General features: G+C 59.3%; 12 protein-coding genes. 8 read left to right on the top strand and 4 right to left on the bottom strand.

What is annotated here, in order from left to right; translation table 11 throughout:
* Positions 1-37: 37 nt before the first annotated feature.
* Positions 38-679, top strand: a complete 642-nt coding sequence (locus QKB66_RS08795; protein ID WP_414253136.1) for a hypothetical protein — start codon at positions 38-40, stop codon at positions 677-679.
* Positions 680-765: 86 nt separating this feature from the next.
* On the opposite strand, the gene QKB66_RS08790 is transcribed toward QKB66_RS08795, so the two are convergent.
* Together QKB66_RS08790 and QKB66_RS08785 are read right to left on the bottom strand one after the other, a co-directional pair.
* Positions 766-2,616 carry an FAD-dependent monooxygenase gene (locus QKB66_RS08790; protein WP_414253135.1) on the bottom strand — a complete coding sequence of 617 codons (1,851 nt, stop codon included), beginning with the start codon at positions 2,614-2,616 and terminating at the stop codon, positions 766-768.
* A 156-nt stretch (positions 2,617-2,772) separates the two neighbouring features.
* Positions 2,773-4,134, bottom strand: a complete 1,362-nt coding sequence (locus QKB66_RS08785; protein ID WP_414253134.1) for an MFS transporter — start codon at positions 4,132-4,134, stop codon at positions 2,773-2,775.
* 124 nt (positions 4,135-4,258) lie between these two features.
* On the opposite strand from QKB66_RS08785, the gene QKB66_RS08780 reads away from it, so the two are divergent.
* The 7 genes from QKB66_RS08780 (at position 4,259) to QKB66_RS08750 (ending at position 12,207) form a co-directional block, all read left to right on the top strand.
* On the top strand, positions 4,259-5,737 hold the full coding sequence (locus tag QKB66_RS08780; RefSeq protein WP_414253133.1) for a fumarylacetoacetate hydrolase family protein: 1,479 nt from the start codon (positions 4,259-4,261) through the stop codon (positions 5,735-5,737).
* Positions 5,734-6,405 carry a GntR family transcriptional regulator gene (locus QKB66_RS08775; protein WP_061925420.1) on the top strand — a complete coding sequence of 224 codons (672 nt, stop codon included), beginning with the start codon at positions 5,734-5,736 and terminating at the stop codon, positions 6,403-6,405. The genes QKB66_RS08780 and QKB66_RS08775 overlap by 4 nt, the downstream gene beginning before the upstream one ends.
* Before the next feature lie 31 nt (positions 6,406-6,436).
* Positions 6,437-7,951 carry a 5-carboxymethyl-2-hydroxymuconate semialdehyde dehydrogenase gene (gene hpaE / locus QKB66_RS08770; RefSeq protein ID WP_414253132.1) on the top strand — a complete coding sequence of 505 codons (1,515 nt, stop codon included), beginning with the start codon at positions 6,437-6,439 and terminating at the stop codon, positions 7,949-7,951.
* Between the two features lie 41 nt (positions 7,952-7,992).
* On the top strand, positions 7,993-9,069 hold the full coding sequence (gene hpaD / locus QKB66_RS08765) for a 3,4-dihydroxyphenylacetate 2,3-dioxygenase (protein ID WP_061925414.1): 1,077 nt from the start codon (positions 7,993-7,995) through the stop codon (positions 9,067-9,069).
* A 107-nt stretch (positions 9,070-9,176) separates the two neighbouring features.
* Positions 9,177-9,962 carry a 2-oxo-hept-4-ene-1,7-dioate hydratase gene (gene hpaH, locus QKB66_RS08760; RefSeq protein WP_061925411.1) on the top strand — a complete coding sequence of 262 codons (786 nt, stop codon included), beginning with the start codon at positions 9,177-9,179 and terminating at the stop codon, positions 9,960-9,962.
* A complete protein-coding gene (locus tag QKB66_RS08755; protein ID WP_070432459.1) occupies positions 9,947-10,726 on the top strand; it encodes an HpcH/HpaI aldolase family protein in 780 nt (259 codons plus the stop codon). Before hpaH ends, QKB66_RS08755 begins: the two co-directional genes overlap by 16 nt.
* An 8-nt stretch (positions 10,727-10,734) precedes the next feature.
* Positions 10,735-12,207: an NAD-dependent succinate-semialdehyde dehydrogenase gene (locus QKB66_RS08750; RefSeq protein WP_414253131.1), complete on the top strand. Its 1,473-nt coding sequence runs from the start codon at positions 10,735-10,737 to the stop codon at positions 12,205-12,207.
* A gap of 50 nt (positions 12,208-12,257) precedes the next feature.
* On the opposite strand, the gene QKB66_RS08745 is transcribed toward QKB66_RS08750, so the two are convergent.
* On the bottom strand, positions 12,258-12,782 hold the full coding sequence (locus QKB66_RS08745; protein WP_414253130.1) for an excalibur calcium-binding domain-containing protein: 525 nt from the start codon (positions 12,780-12,782) through the stop codon (positions 12,258-12,260).
* A gap of 49 nt (positions 12,783-12,831) precedes the next feature.
* Positions 12,832-13,776, bottom strand: coding sequence for a helix-turn-helix domain-containing protein (locus QKB66_RS08740; RefSeq protein WP_414253129.1), 945 nt, complete (start codon positions 13,774-13,776; stop codon positions 12,832-12,834).
* Positions 13,777-13,884: the final 108 nt, after the last annotated feature.

Below are 13,884 nucleotides of genomic sequence, written 5' to 3'. Positions count from 1 at the left end.
ACGAACAAAATGAATGCTCCGATGTATGGTTGTGAGCATGAGCACACTTGAATCCAAACTCGCACCACTTCAGGAACAGTACTCGGAACAACTAACCAAGCGCCGTGAGGAAGCGGCCGAGTCCTTCAAGCGTTTCATGGAAGTTCACGGCGACGATGAGGAGCTGAAGAAGCACAAGACATGGCAAGCGCCATATGTCGACGCCTTCGCCCGTAAGGTCGCTCCGAAGCTCAGTGTCGATGAGGTTGAGCTTGTGCTTGGCCAATCGCTGGTGGAATACCACGGCAGCGATTGGCTCGTGGTTGGCGAGAACGATGGCGAGCCAGTCTTCGGTATCTTCGATCCGGCCCGCCGTAGCGCTGCCCTTCCCCGCACCTTCGCCCGCGAAATCGTGGAAGGAAATTGTCCCAAGTTCTTCGGCCTCGACTGGGTCCAGGTCTGGGACTTTGAGCCCGATGCTCCGGAATATGCTCCGGGCAAGTCCATAGCGGTGATGGAACAAATCGTATTGCATGCCGCTTTCTATCGCGCGTTGAAGCACCCAGAAGAATCTTCTAGCGAGGTCCTGGATAAGGTCCTTTTAGAATTTGAAGCTGCCGATCTCCGCGAGAAGGAAGCGGAGCTGAACCGCCAGCCGCTCGCGGAGTGTCTGGAAGCGCTCCTGGCTAAGCACTCCTAGGCGCTGCTAACGCTAAACGTCCCGCCTAGTGTTTCACGTGAAACACTAGGCGGGACGTTGTTTGTGGCTGCTTTTTGAGCCGTTGCTTACTTGGTTGGCAACAGCGCCTTGTCGAAGTAAGCCTCGACCGCCGCGACGTTATCAAGCGGCAGTACCGCACCGACGTATTGGTCTGGACGGACGATGATAACGGCGCCCTCGCGGGAGATTCCGCGGGCGTCGAAGATGTCGCGCTCGCCAGGCAGGGCGTTGAATACGTTCTCCCAATTGGGGATATGGAACTTGCCGTTAAGGGGGCGGAAGAGACGCGGGGCGTCCAAGATCTCGTAATCGTGGTGGTTGGTCTGCTGGTAGATGGCCTTGATGTCGAAGTAGGTGTTCTCGTCGGCATCAGCGGGAGTGAACTTGGCCAGAACCTCCTTCATCCGCTCGGCCCAGGCGCTGAGCTTGGATTCCTCGCCGGCCTTCGGGGCGTCGGCAAAAGCGTAGATGCGGTAGCGGCCGTCTGCGAAGTGCTGGTGCCCCAGGTGCTGCTGAACTGCGTCGCAGCGGCGGAGAACCTCAAAGGACTTAAAACGCTTGCCCACCGGGAAGCCGGTGGCGAGATCTTGATGCTGGGTGTCACCGACGATGATGTTCTCCTCGTACTGGGTCATCATGCCGGCGGCAAATTCCTCGGCGGCGACGTAGTACTTCTCCACCGCGCATGGATCCTCAAGCTCCTCCGGCGGGGTGGCCATGAGGGTGGACCATTCCTTATCGAAGTTGATGAGGTTCTGTGCGGCTGGCTGGCGCTCGCCGTGATAGGTGCTCAGTAGCTCCACCGGGGCGCGGCCATCCAAGACGTGGCCAAGCTTCCAGCCAATGTTGAAACCATCCTGCATGGAAACGTTCATACCCTGGCCCGCCTTCGCGGAGTGGGTGTGGCAAGCATCGCCGGTGAGGAAGACGCGCGGGGAATCGTTGTTGTCATCAAAGGCATCGACCAGGCGGTGGCCTACCTCGTAGACGGAGTGCCAAGCCACCATCTTCACATCGATGAAATAAGGAGAGTAGATCTCGTTGGCCTTCTCAATGATCTTCTCGATTGGCGTCTCGCGGATCTTGCCGTTGTCACCTTCTGGGACGACGCCCAAGTCGACGTAGATGCGGCAGAGGTAGCCGCCCTCGCGCGGGATGTGGAGGATCGAGCCAGCCTTGGAGTGGATGGCACACTTGGTGCGCCAATCTGGGAAGTCGGTATCGACCACGACGTCCATGACGCCCCACGCGTGGTTAGCCTGATCGCCGTTTAAGGAACGGCCGATGGACTTGCGCACGCGGGACTTGGCGCCGTCCGAGCCGACGACGTACTTGGCGTGAACCGTGCGGGGATTGTCGTTCTCATCTTCGAGCTTGACGGCAACGGGGTATTCGCCCTCCCCTACCTCGAGCTCGATGAACTTCCAGCCATAGTCTGGTTCGATGCGGCCCGGGGCGCGGTGGGCAAAGCGGGCGAAGTAATCCAGAACGCGGGCCTGGTTAACGATGAGGTGTGGGAACTCAGAGATGCCAACCTCGTCATCGACGGGGCGGGCGCCGCGGATAATGTGCTCGCGGTTTTCTGGATCCGGGTTCCAGAAGGACATCTCGGTGATCTCATAGGCCTCTTCGGTGATTTCCTTGGCAAAGCCGAAGGCCTGGAAAGTCTCCACGGAACGGGACTGGATGCCGTCTGCCTGGCCCAGGATGAGGCGGTGCGGGCGGCGCTCGATGATGCGAGTGTTGACGCTCGGAAACATTGCCAGCTGTGCAGCCGTGATCATGCCCGCCGGACCGGAGCCCACGATGAGAACGTCCATGGTGTTTGGCAGCTCGCTGGCGCGGTCGACGCCATAACCTGCGGGCTCGAGGACGCGGGGGTCTTGGGAAACATAACCATTGTGGTGGAACTGCACTGTGATCTCCTTGTTGGCCAAGATGAAGTGGATGGGATGCGGGTGACTTAACTCAATGCATGAAGGGAGTGTGATCTAAGTCCTATGTGCGGAATCATATATGATGCCGCGATTTTCTACAATGAGCATTCAGATTTGCGTGGAAACGCTGGGGATTTACTTGCTGAAGATGAAGTGCCCGCGCGCTTGCGCGGCTTCGTGCTCTGGGCCAAGAGGGATTCCCTTGCGTTCACGGAGGATGAAGGTGCACACGAGGCCAACCAGCGAAGCCGTGACTAGATAGCCGGATACCGCGAAGGTGGTGCCCGTTGCTTCGACCAGGGAAGCCGCAATCATCGGGGCGAAAGCTCCGCCTAGGACCGAGCCGATGGCGTAGGTGATGGAAACGCCCGTGGCGCGGATGGATGCCGGGAAAAGCTCGGCATACATGGCGGACTGGGCGCCGTAGGTCAGGCCCAGGCCAAAGGTTAGCGAGGTCAGAGCCAGATAGAGCAGCTTGAGATCGCCAGTGTTAACCAGAGGGAAAAGCGCTGCGGCGCCAAGCGCCTGAGCGATAAAGCCGATGAGATAAGTCGCGCGGCGACCAATTCGATCGGAGATGGCACCGGCAAACAACGTAAAAAGTGCCCAGGTAAACGCGGAAAGCGTGACGGCATTCAGGACGTCGCCGCGCGCGAGCGCAACAGGACCGTCCGGGTCAGTTGCATACTTTTGGATGTAGCCGCCCGTGGTCATGTAGCCCACGGTGCCATTGCCTGCGAAAACCAGTGCCGCAGTGAAGACCAGCGGGAAAAACTTCTTGAACAGAACGGCGAAAGGATGTGGCGTTTCTTCCTCTTGGCGCTCGGCGATTTCCTCGAAGACTGGAGATTCGTCAACGCCCATGCGGATTAGGTACCCCACCAAAACCAGCACGAAGGAAAGTAGGAACGGTACACGCCAACCCCAGGCCATGAAGGCGTCGCCAGGCGCGATGGTGTTCATGATTGAAAGAACTCCGGAGGAAAGCAGCAGGCCGGCCGGCACGCCCACCTGGGGTCCGGCGCCATAGAGCCCGCGCTTATCGACGGGTGCGTGCTCCACCGCCATCAGCACCGCACTGCCCCACTCACCGCCTGCGGAAATTCCTTGGATGATGCGCAGGGCAATGAGCAGGATTGGCGCCCAAACACCAGCGCTATCGAAGGTGGGCAGGACGCCGATTAGCGTGGTGGCGCCGCCCATGGCAAAGAGGGTGACCATGAGAACCACGCGACGGCCAAAGCGGTCGGCGAAGTGGCCGGCGAGGAAAGCGCCGATTGGGCGGAAGAGGAAGGAAAGGCCAACCGTAAGGAAGGAGATGATGGTGGCCAGGCCGCCTTCCAGCGGGCCGAACATGAGCTTGTTGAATACGAGGCCAGCTACCGCGGCGTAGAGGAAGTAGTCGTACCACTCGATGGCGGTACCGATGGTGGTCGCGGCGACAACCCGGCGGCGTTCGGCCGTCGTGATTGTCGGGGCGGCAGTTGCTTGCGACATGTTTTCCCTTTCTAGTTGTGGCTTGTCGTATACCTAACCACTTATTGTGAGTTGAACCACTTGCGGCGTTGGTAGGGATAATATACGATTTGGGCAAACATTTGAGAGAAAAGAAGGATTTTTCATGGCTGTACCCCAATTTCTGCCTGAGAAACCGGGCAAGATTATTGCCGTGCACGTGGCTTTTGAGTCCCGTGCCGCTCAACGTGGTCGCTGGCCCAAGACCCCGAGTTACTTCCTGAAGGCGACCAGTACCCTGGCGGAATCCGGCGGCGTCGTCGAGCGTCCGGCGGGCACTGAGCTGTTGGCATTTGAAGGCGAGATTGCGCTCATCATTGGCAAGCCGGCTCGCAATGTCACCTTGGATGAGGCTTGGGGTCATGTCGCCTATGTAACTGCTTCCAATGACCTGGGTCTTTATGATTATCGCGCGCAGGATAAGGGATCTAATACCCGTTCCAAGTCCCGCGATGGTTATACGCCGATTGGGCCCATGCTTATCGACGCCCAGACGATCGACCCCGCCTCGTTGCGCCTGCGCACCTGGGTTAATGGCGAGCTGGCGCAGGAGGGTACCTCGTCTGAGAAGGACCTGATCTTCCCTCTCGCGCAATTTGTCGCGGACCTCTCCCAGCACATGACTCTGGAGACTGGCGATATTATCCTGACGGGCACCCCGGCGGGCTCCACCGTGATCAAGCCCGGCGATGTCGTCGAGGTCGAGGTTGACGTACCAGGTGGCGAGACCTCCGGACGTCTTAAGACGGCAGTCGTAGAAATCCCGGCTTCCTTCGATTCGGCTCTGGGCAACCTGCCGAATGTCGATGACAAGCAGCGCGAGGATGCCTACGGCGACCGTGAGTCCGCTGGGCTTCCGCCGCTTCCCTCTTCCTCTTCCTCCGAACTTTCCGCGGAATTGAAGCGGAAATTGGAGGAGGCGCCCACCGCCGGACTTTCGGCACAGTTACGAAATCGCGGCATCAACCAGTCCGTCATCGAAGGCGTCTATCCACAGACTCCGGGCACCAAAATGGTGGGCGTTGCCCGCACCCTGCGCTTCGTTGCCGGGCGCGAAGATCTCTTCAAGAGCCACGGCGGCGGCTTCAACGAGCAGAAGAAAGTCTTCGACACCGTGAAGGAAGGCGAAGTAATCGTCATCGAGGCTCGCCAGGAGCCGGGGTCTGGCACCCTAGGCGACATCCTTGCACTGCGCGCGAAGACCCGCGGCGCGGCCGGTGTTGTCACCGATGGCGGTGTGCGCGACTACGAGGCGGTCCGTGAGATCGGCCTGCCCGTCTTCACCCAAGGCGCACACCCATGCGTGCTCGGCCGCAAGCACGTTCCGTGGGATAGCGACATTGCTGTTTCCTGTGGCAACGCCACCGTTATCCCGGGAGACATCATCGTCGGCGATGACGACGGCGTCATCGCCATCCCGCGCGAGCTGGCTGAGGAGGTAGCAGACGCTGCGCTTGCCAAGGAGCACGAGGATGAGTGGGTGGCCGAGCAGGTCAAGGCCGGCGCAAGCCTCGACGGGATGTTCCCGCCAAAGGGCGCCAACAAGGAGGCCTACCTCGCCTTCAAGAATGGGGGTGGTCAATGAGCCTCGCGGAGAGCAAATCCCAACAGGCATATAACTGGATAAGCCAGCAGATCCGCACCCGCGGATACGAGCCAGGCCACCGCTTGGTTCTTACAACAATTGCAGAAGAACTCGATGTCAGCGTCGTGCCGGTGCGCGAGGCCATCAGGCAGCTCGAGGCCGAAGGGTTGGTTACCTACGAACGCAATGTGGGCGCGCGAGTAACCACCCACAACCGCGAGGCCTACTACGAATCCATGGAGATTGTGGCCACACTCGAGGCCCGGGCAACCGCCCAGTCCGCTCCCTTCCTCGAAGCCGCGGACGTCGCCAAGGCGCGAGAGCTTAATCAGCAGATGCGGGAGCTTGATGTCACCCACGACCCAGACGAGTTCACCAAGCTCAACAAAGAATTTCATAGCGTGCTCTTTGCCAAGTGCCCCAACGAAAGGCTTGTAAAGCTGGTTTACGAGCAATGGGACCAACTGGAATATCACCGCGTTTCGACCTTCCGCTACATCCCGGAGCGGGCGTTGGACTCGGTGGAAGAACACGAAAAGCTAGTCACCCTCATTGAGATTGGCGCCGAGGAAGCATACGTGGAAAAGGTTGCACGGGAACACCGCTTGCAAACCTCCCGGAGCTATCGGGCAAAAAACGCCGAAACAGACACTGCAAACGCAACCTAGATACCCAGACTTAAAGGAGAACCCTAAAGCCATGAGCATCAACAACGACGCCGCGAAGCCAAACGACCTGCCAGAGAAGATCCTCCACTACATCGATGGTGAGTTCGTTTCCTCCATCGACGGCGAAGAATTCGACGTACTGGATCCGGTAACCAACCAGAACTACATCAAGGCCGCCTCCGGCAAGCCGGCCGACATCGACAAGGCCGTTGCGGCTGCCCGCGCCGCCTTTGAGCGCGGCGAGTGGTCCAAGGCTCTCCCCCGCGAGCGTGCTCGCGTCCTCAACAAGATCGCAGACATTGTCGAGACCCGCGCGGACAAGCTGGCTGCTTGGGAGTCCTTCGACTCCGGCCTGCCCATCACCCAGGCCAACGGCCAGGCCAAGCGCGCGGCGGAGAACTTCCGCTTCTTCGCTGACCTCATCGTTGCGCAGGCCGACGACGCCTACAAGGTTCCGGGCCGCCAGATCAACTACGTCAACCGCAAGCCAATCGGCGTCGCAGGTCTTATCACCCCGTGGAATACTCCGTTCATGCTCGAATCTTGGAAGCTTGCTCCGGCAATTGCAACCGGCAACTCCGTTGTCCTGAAGCCGGCTGAGTTCACCCCGCTTTCTGCACAGCTGTGGGCAGGCATCTTTGAGGAGGCTGGCCTCCCGAAGGGCGTCTTCAACCTAGTCAACGGCTTCGGCGAGGAAGGCTACGCGGGCGACCCACTGGTCAAGCACCCAGACGTCCCGCTGATCTCCTTTACCGGCGAGTCCCGCACCGGCCAGATCATCTTCGGGAACGCGGCACCGCACCTGAAGGGTCTGTCGATGGAGCTGGGCGGCAAGTCCCCTGCCATCGTCTTCTCCGACGCGGACCTCGACACCGCAATCGACGCCTGCATCTTCGGCGTGTTCTCCCTGAACGGCGAGCGCTGCACCGCCGGCTCCCGCATCCTGGTTCAGCGCGACATTTACGATGAGTTCGTTGAGCGCTACACCGCCGTCGCCAAGCGCGTAAAGGTGGGCCTGCCTTCCGATCCGAAGACCGAGGTTGGCGCCCTGGTTCACCCAGAGCACTACGAGAAGGTCACCTCGTACATTGAGATTGGCAAGCAGGAAGCCAAGCTGGCCGCCGGCGGCGAGCGCCCAGAGGGCTTCGAAGAGGGCAACTTTGTGCAGCCGACCGTCTTCGTTGACGTCGACCCATCCGCCCGCATCTTCCAGGAAGAAATCTTCGGCCCGGTCGTTGCCATCACCCCGTTCGACACCGACGAGGAAGCGCTCGAGCTGGCCAACAACACCAAGTACGGTCTGGCCGCATATGTCTGGACCTCCGACCTCAAGCGTGCGCACAACTTCGCACAGAATGTGGAGGCCGGCATGGTCTGGCTCAACTCGAATAACGTCCGTGACCTGCGTACCCCATTCGGCGGCGTGAAGGCTTCCGGCCTGGGTCATGAGGGTGGCTACCGTTCCATCGACTTCTACACCGACCAGCAGGCAGTCCACATCAACCTCGACAAGGTTCACAATCCGGTCTTCGGCAAGCAGGACTAAATCTCTTTTCTCTCACCTACTTTTCACCCAAGGAGCACATCATGACCAACGTTCAAGCACCGGATATCCTGCGTTGCGCCTACATGGAGATCGTTGTTACCGATCTTGAGGCTTCCCGTAAGTTCTACGTGGATACCTTAGGCCTCGTCGTGACCGAGGAAGATGACAATGCAATCTACCTGCGCACCTATGAGGAGTTCATCCACCACAACCTGGTGCTGCGCAAGGGGCCTGTTCCGGCAGTGGCGGCCTTCTCTTACCGCGTGCGTAGCCCAGAAGATCTGGACCGTGCTGAGGAGTTTTACAAGGCTCGCGGCTGCGAGGTTCGCCGAAACAAGGACGGCTTTGTCAAGGGCGTCGGCGATTCCGTTCGTGTGCAGGATCCGCTCGGTTTCCCATACGAGTTCTTCTACGAGGTAGAGCACCGCGAGCGTCTGGCGTGGAGCTATGACGCTCATATCCCGGGCGCGTTGGTTCGCTTGGATCACTTCAATCAGATCACCCCGGATGTTCCGAAGGCCGTGGATTACATGGAGGATCTTGGCTTCCGCATCACTGAGGATATCCGCGATGAACAGGGCACCGTCTATGCCGCATGGATGCGCCGTAAGCCGACCGTCCACGACACCGCAATGACCGGTGGTGACGGCCCGCGCATGCACCACATCGCGTTCGCGACCCATGAAAAGCACAACATCATCGCCATCTGCGACAAGCTTGGCGCTCTCCGCGAGTCTGACGCTATCGAGCGCGGCCCAGGCCGTCATGGCGTTTCCAATGCCTACTACCTCTACTTGCGTGACCCGGATGGTCACCGCGTGGAGATTTACACCCAGGATTACTACACCGGCGACCCAGACAACCCGGTTGTCACCTGGGACGTCCACGACAATCAGCGTCGCGACTGGTGGGGTACCCCGGTTGTTCCTTCTTGGTACCGCGACGGCTCCACCGTCCTCGACCTCGATGGCAATCCGGTTCCGCTGGTCGAGCGCACTGATGAGTCCGAGATGGCGCAGACCATCGGAGCGGATGGCTTCTCCTACACCCGCAAGGAAGACTCCGAGGAGATGCCGGAGTGGAAGCAGGGCGAGTTCAAGCTCGGCAACCAGCTCTAAAGCTCTCATGGATGCTGGACTGTGATTTCAAGGTTGATTAAAACCCAGAAATGCGGTCCAGCTTTTCTGCATGTTTCACGTGAAACAACGAACTAAGGAATGCGACAATGTTAGATAGCAAGCAACATATAGCCATCGCGGATGAGCTAGCGCAGGCCGAGCGCGACCGCACGATGATTCCTCTGCTGAGCACTCGTTTCCCGGACATGGGTGTGGAGGATTCTTATGCCATCCAGGGTGAATGGGTAAAGCGCGGCATCGCCGGTGGGCGACGCCTCGTTGGCCGCAAGATTGGCTTGACCTCCAAGGTAATGCAGGAGGCAACCGGCATTACCGAACCGGATTACGGTGCCATCTTTGCGGACCAGGTTTATGAGAACGGTTCCATTATCGAGCACGCGCAGTTCTCGAATGTGCGCATCGAAGTGGAGCTTGCCTTCGTTCTCAAGGAGGACCTGGCGGGGCCTAACTGCAGCATCTTTGACGTGCTCCGCGCGACCGATTACGTGGTGCCAGCCTTGGAGATCCTCTCCTCCCGCATTGAGATGAAGGGCCGCACCATCGTGGACACCATCTCTGACAACGCGGCGCTCGGTGCGATGGTTTATGGCGGCAACCCAGTCCGTCCCGAAGACGTTGACCTCCGTTGGGTCTCCGCCCTCCTCTATCGCAATGAATCCATCGAAGACACCGGCGTCGCCGCGGCGGTGCTCAACCATCCGGCGATGGGCGTCGCCTGGCTGGCGAACAAGCTGCATGCGCACGGCGACACCTTGAAGAAGGGCGACATCATCCTCGCCGGTTCCTTCACAAAGCCGATGTGGGTGGAGCCGGGCGATACGGTCCACGCCGATTATGGAAAGTTGGGAGCAATCACATGCCGATTCCAGTAGAACTTCCGCCAACCTTCACGCGCGCGCTTGACGACGCCCCCTTGATCGGCGCCTGGATCTGCTCCGGCTCCCAGGTGGCGGCGGAGATTGTTGCTTCCGCCGGTTTCGATTGGCTGCTCATTGATGGTGAGCACTCCCCTTATAGCTTGGAGACCATCGCAGAATTGCTGCGGGCCACGGATGCGTATGGGCCAACCCGCATGGTGCGTGTTCCGGTTAATGACACCGCACTTATCAAGCAATACCTAGATGTTGGTGCCCAGAATCTGATGGTGCCGATGGTCGATACTGCAGCCGAGGCCGAGAAGGCTGTAGCGGCAATGTATTACCCACCGCGCGGTGTGCGCGGCGTCGGCAGTGCGTTGGCTCGTTCTTCCCGCTGGAATGGTGTGGAGGGGTATTTGCAGAAGGCCGCTGAGACCGTCAGCCTAACCGTGCAGATTGAGTCCTTCACCGCTGTGGAGAACGCGGCGGAGATCGCGGCCGTCGATGGTGTTGACCAAGTATTTGTCGGCCCATCGGATCTGGCGGCCTCAATGGGGCTGCTGGGCCAGCAGGCTCATCCAGACGTGCTGGACGCTGTGCAGCGTACTTTCGATGCGGTTCGTGCCGCGGACAAGCCGGTGGGCGTCAACGCTTTCAATCTGGAGCAGGCGCAGCGTTATCTCGACGCAGGTGCGTCGTTCGCGCTGGTAGGAGCTGATGTCCAGCTGTTGTCCGGTGCGGCGCGTACGCTGGCGGACAAATTCTCGAAGAAAGGTTAGCAACTTTTATGACCATCAATGTTGAGCAACTGTTGGCCAAGGTTCCGACCGGCTTGCTGATTAACGGGCAGTGGCGCGATGCTGCGTCAGGTGAGACCTTCGACGTAGAGAATCCCGCCACCGGCGAGGTACTAGCCACATTGGCTTCGAGTAACTCGGAGGATGCCGTGGCCGCGCTGGATGCCGCCTGTGTCGTCCAGGACGAGTGGGCGCGCACAACCCCGCGCGAGCGTTCTAACATTCTGCGTCGTGCCTTCGAGCTTGTTACCGAGCGCAAGGATGAATTCGCTGCGTTGATGACCTTGGAAATGGGCAAGCCTCTGGCTGAGGCCTACGGTGAGGTCACTTACGGCGCGGAGTACCTGCGCTGGTTCTCTGAGGAAGCCGTGCGTGACTATGGCCGCAGCTTGCCTGCACCGGAGGGCACCCTTCAGATGGTGACCCGCCGTAAGCCGGTGGGCCCGTGCCTGCTTATCACCCCGTGGAACTTCCCACTCGCCATGGCTACCCGCAAGGTTGCGCCGGCGGTTGCTGCGGGCTGCACCATGGTGCTCAAGCCAGCGAAGCTGACTCCACTGACCGCTCAGTACTTCGCACAGACCATGATTGACGCGGGTCTTCCGGAGGGCGTTCTGAACGTCGTGGCGGGCAAGTCAGCTTCCGCCATTTCTGAGCCGGTCATGGCTGACTCGCGCCTCCGCAAGGTGTCTTTCACTGGCTCTACTCCGGTGGGTAAGACCTTGTTGAAGGCTGCTGCGGACAACGTTCTGCGCACCTCCATGGAGCTCGGTGGCAACGCGCCGTTCATCGTCTTCGAGGACGCAGACTTGGATCAAGCTGTAGCGGGTGCGATGGGCGCGAAGATGCGCAACATTGGTGAGGCCTGCACCGCAGCTAATCGGTTTATCGTGCACGAGTCCGTGGCTGAAGAGTTCGCACAGAAGTTTGCAGCCAAGATCTCTGAGCTCAAGGTGGGCAACGGCATGGATGAGGGTGTTACCTGTGGGCCGCTCATTGAGAAAAAGGCTCAGGACAACGTCGCCGCGCTCGTCGAAGACGCCGTCGCCAAGGGTGCCAAAGTCCTCGTCGGCGGCAGCCGTGGTGAGGGTGCTGGCTACTTCTACGAGCCCACCGTCCTGACTAATGTTTCACGTGAATCACGCGTGGCGCAGGAGGAGATCTTCGGACCGGTTGCGCCGATCCTTACCTTCAGCGATGAAGCCGAGGCCATCGAACTGGCCAACGACACCGAGTATGGCCTGGCCTCCTATGTGTTCACGGAGGACTCCGACCGTATGTGGCGCCTGGGCGATGGCCTAGAGTTTGGCCTCATGGGTTTTAACGCCGGTGTCATCTCTAACGCCGCTGCCCCATTCGGTGGCGTCAAGCAGTCCGGCATGGGCCGCGAGGGCGGCGCCGAGGGCATCGAGGAGTACACCTCGCTGCAGTACATCGGTGTGCGTAACCCATACGCCAACTGATAAGGAATATAAGAAAAGCAGCCACTCCGATGGGGTGGCTGCTTTAGGTCTTAACGAGGGTCGCGCTCGCAACCAACGCCATCGCCATCACGATCAAACTTCGACATGAAGCCAGGATCGCCAGAGCGGATTGGGCGGCCAATGGAGTTCCACACAGCAGTGCAGTTTGCATAGCTGGCGGTGACGCGAGCCGGGGCGGGTGCCATCACGCGAGGTGGGGCGGGAGCTGGCCTAGGGGCGGGAGCGGGAGCTGGTGCCGGTGCTGGCGCAGGGGCGGGAGCTGGTGCTGGAGGATTCGGAATAATTCCAGGCAGTGGATTGGGGATCATGCGCTGTTGAACAGCCCAATAGACTCCGCCCGCGATGAGGCCGGCCAATGCGAGAGCGCCGACGACAGAGCCAACAATTACCCCGGTATCAGGTTCAGAGGACTGAGAGTCGGTGGCGGTATCTTGTTCGGCTGTAGCGCCCGTTTCGGAGGCAACCGGAGCGTTAACTTCTTGTGCTTGCGCTGGAGAGATAGCGCCAAATGAGAGGGCCGCTGCAAGCAGTAGGCCAAGAGATTTCTTCTTCACAAAATTATTATGCTATTACGCAGATTCGTAGAGAGGCTAAATGGGAGATTTACCCCCATTTAGAAGTCTTAAAGGGATGGACTGCGAAACGGGCGCGATAAGCGCTGGGAGAAAGCCCGAATTCAGCTTTGAATACCCGTGAAAAGTGCGAAGGATCGTGCAGGCCGTAGCGCGCGGCGATGGTGCCAATGGATTCCTTGGCATTTAAGGGGTTTGTTAGCTCCTCCCGTACTTTCTCTAGTCGGCGGCTGCGGATATAGGAGCCTACTGACAGGCCTTGTGCGGCGAAGCGGGAATGGAGATGGCGCACGGATACGAAAAGCGCCGTGGCGATGGTGCTTGGGGAAAGATCTGCATCACCCAAATGCTCCTCGATATATGAGGTGGCCTGGTTGAATAACAAATTCTTCGAGTCAGAAGCGGTGTCGATTTCAGAAGAGAACACTGTGACCAACATGTTCAAGGCGGAGTGAACAAGGGCCGGGGCGTGCGGGCCTTCGAGCACGTCGAGGTTATTGGCCAGCTGCTCGAAAAGCGGCACTGCCACCTTGCCCAAGCCATGATCACGGGAAACTGGGCTCGCAGTTAGCTGCTGAATCTGCGCCGGTGTGAGGCTAAGTAGGCTCTGTGGAAAGTGAACGATAAGAGTGTGCTGCTCGACGGGATATTCAAGAACATAAGGCCGTTGAGTGACATACAGTGCTAAGTCACCGGGATGAAGCTCGCAGGTTCGGCCATCTTGAGCCATGGTGGAGCGGCCGGAAAGTTGAAGGCTGAGCTTGCAAAAGGGGGCGTCGGCAAGCGCTGCGTTTTCCCTTTTTACCGAATGGGGCGCGGTGTGCATGTCAAAGAGGGAGACCTCCCCCACCCTGGTGCTGGTGAGCTGGGCCCAAAAGGTGCTCGCCTCGGGTGCGTGAACCTCCAGCTTGCCGAAGGTCTCCGAAGACGCCGCGCGCCAGGCCGCGAGGTCATAGTGCGAGGAAGTGTTGGGCATATTAGTACTATACAGTGACTTCAAGCACATTTTTGAACAAGTTTTGTGCACTTAAAGTCAAGTGGAATTTTGTGTTGTAGGTAACAATGGGCGAAACTTTGCACACCT

The organism is Corynebacterium sp. c25Ua_89, from assembly GCF_047459735.1.
Classification (GTDB): domain Bacteria; phylum Actinomycetota; class Actinomycetes; order Mycobacteriales; family Mycobacteriaceae; genus Corynebacterium; species Corynebacterium simulans.
This window is presented reverse-complemented; position numbering and strand designations above follow the sequence as displayed.

Coding starts and splice junctions, on each gene's coding strand:
- QKB66_RS08795 (WP_414253136.1), top strand. CDS start 38: ATGAGCACACTTGAATCCAAACTCGCACCACTTCAGGAACAGTACTCG.
- QKB66_RS08785 (WP_414253134.1), bottom strand. CDS start 4,134: ATGTCGCAAGCAACTGCCGCCCCGACAATCACGACGGCCGAACGCCGC.
- QKB66_RS08780 (WP_414253133.1), top strand. CDS start 4,259: ATGGCTGTACCCCAATTTCTGCCTGAGAAACCGGGCAAGATTATTGCC.
- QKB66_RS08775 (WP_061925420.1), top strand. CDS start 5,734: ATGAGCCTCGCGGAGAGCAAATCCCAACAGGCATATAACTGGATAAGC.
- hpaE (WP_414253132.1), top strand. CDS start 6,437: ATGAGCATCAACAACGACGCCGCGAAGCCAAACGACCTGCCAGAGAAG.
- hpaD (WP_061925414.1), top strand. CDS start 7,993: ATGACCAACGTTCAAGCACCGGATATCCTGCGTTGCGCCTACATGGAG.
- hpaH (WP_061925411.1), top strand. CDS start 9,177: ATGTTAGATAGCAAGCAACATATAGCCATCGCGGATGAGCTAGCGCAG.
- QKB66_RS08755 (WP_070432459.1), top strand. CDS start 9,947: ATGCCGATTCCAGTAGAACTTCCGCCAACCTTCACGCGCGCGCTTGAC.
- QKB66_RS08750 (WP_414253131.1), top strand. CDS start 10,735: ATGACCATCAATGTTGAGCAACTGTTGGCCAAGGTTCCGACCGGCTTG.
- QKB66_RS08740 (WP_414253129.1), bottom strand. CDS start 13,776: ATGCCCAACACTTCCTCGCACTATGACCTCGCGGCCTGGCGCGCGGCG.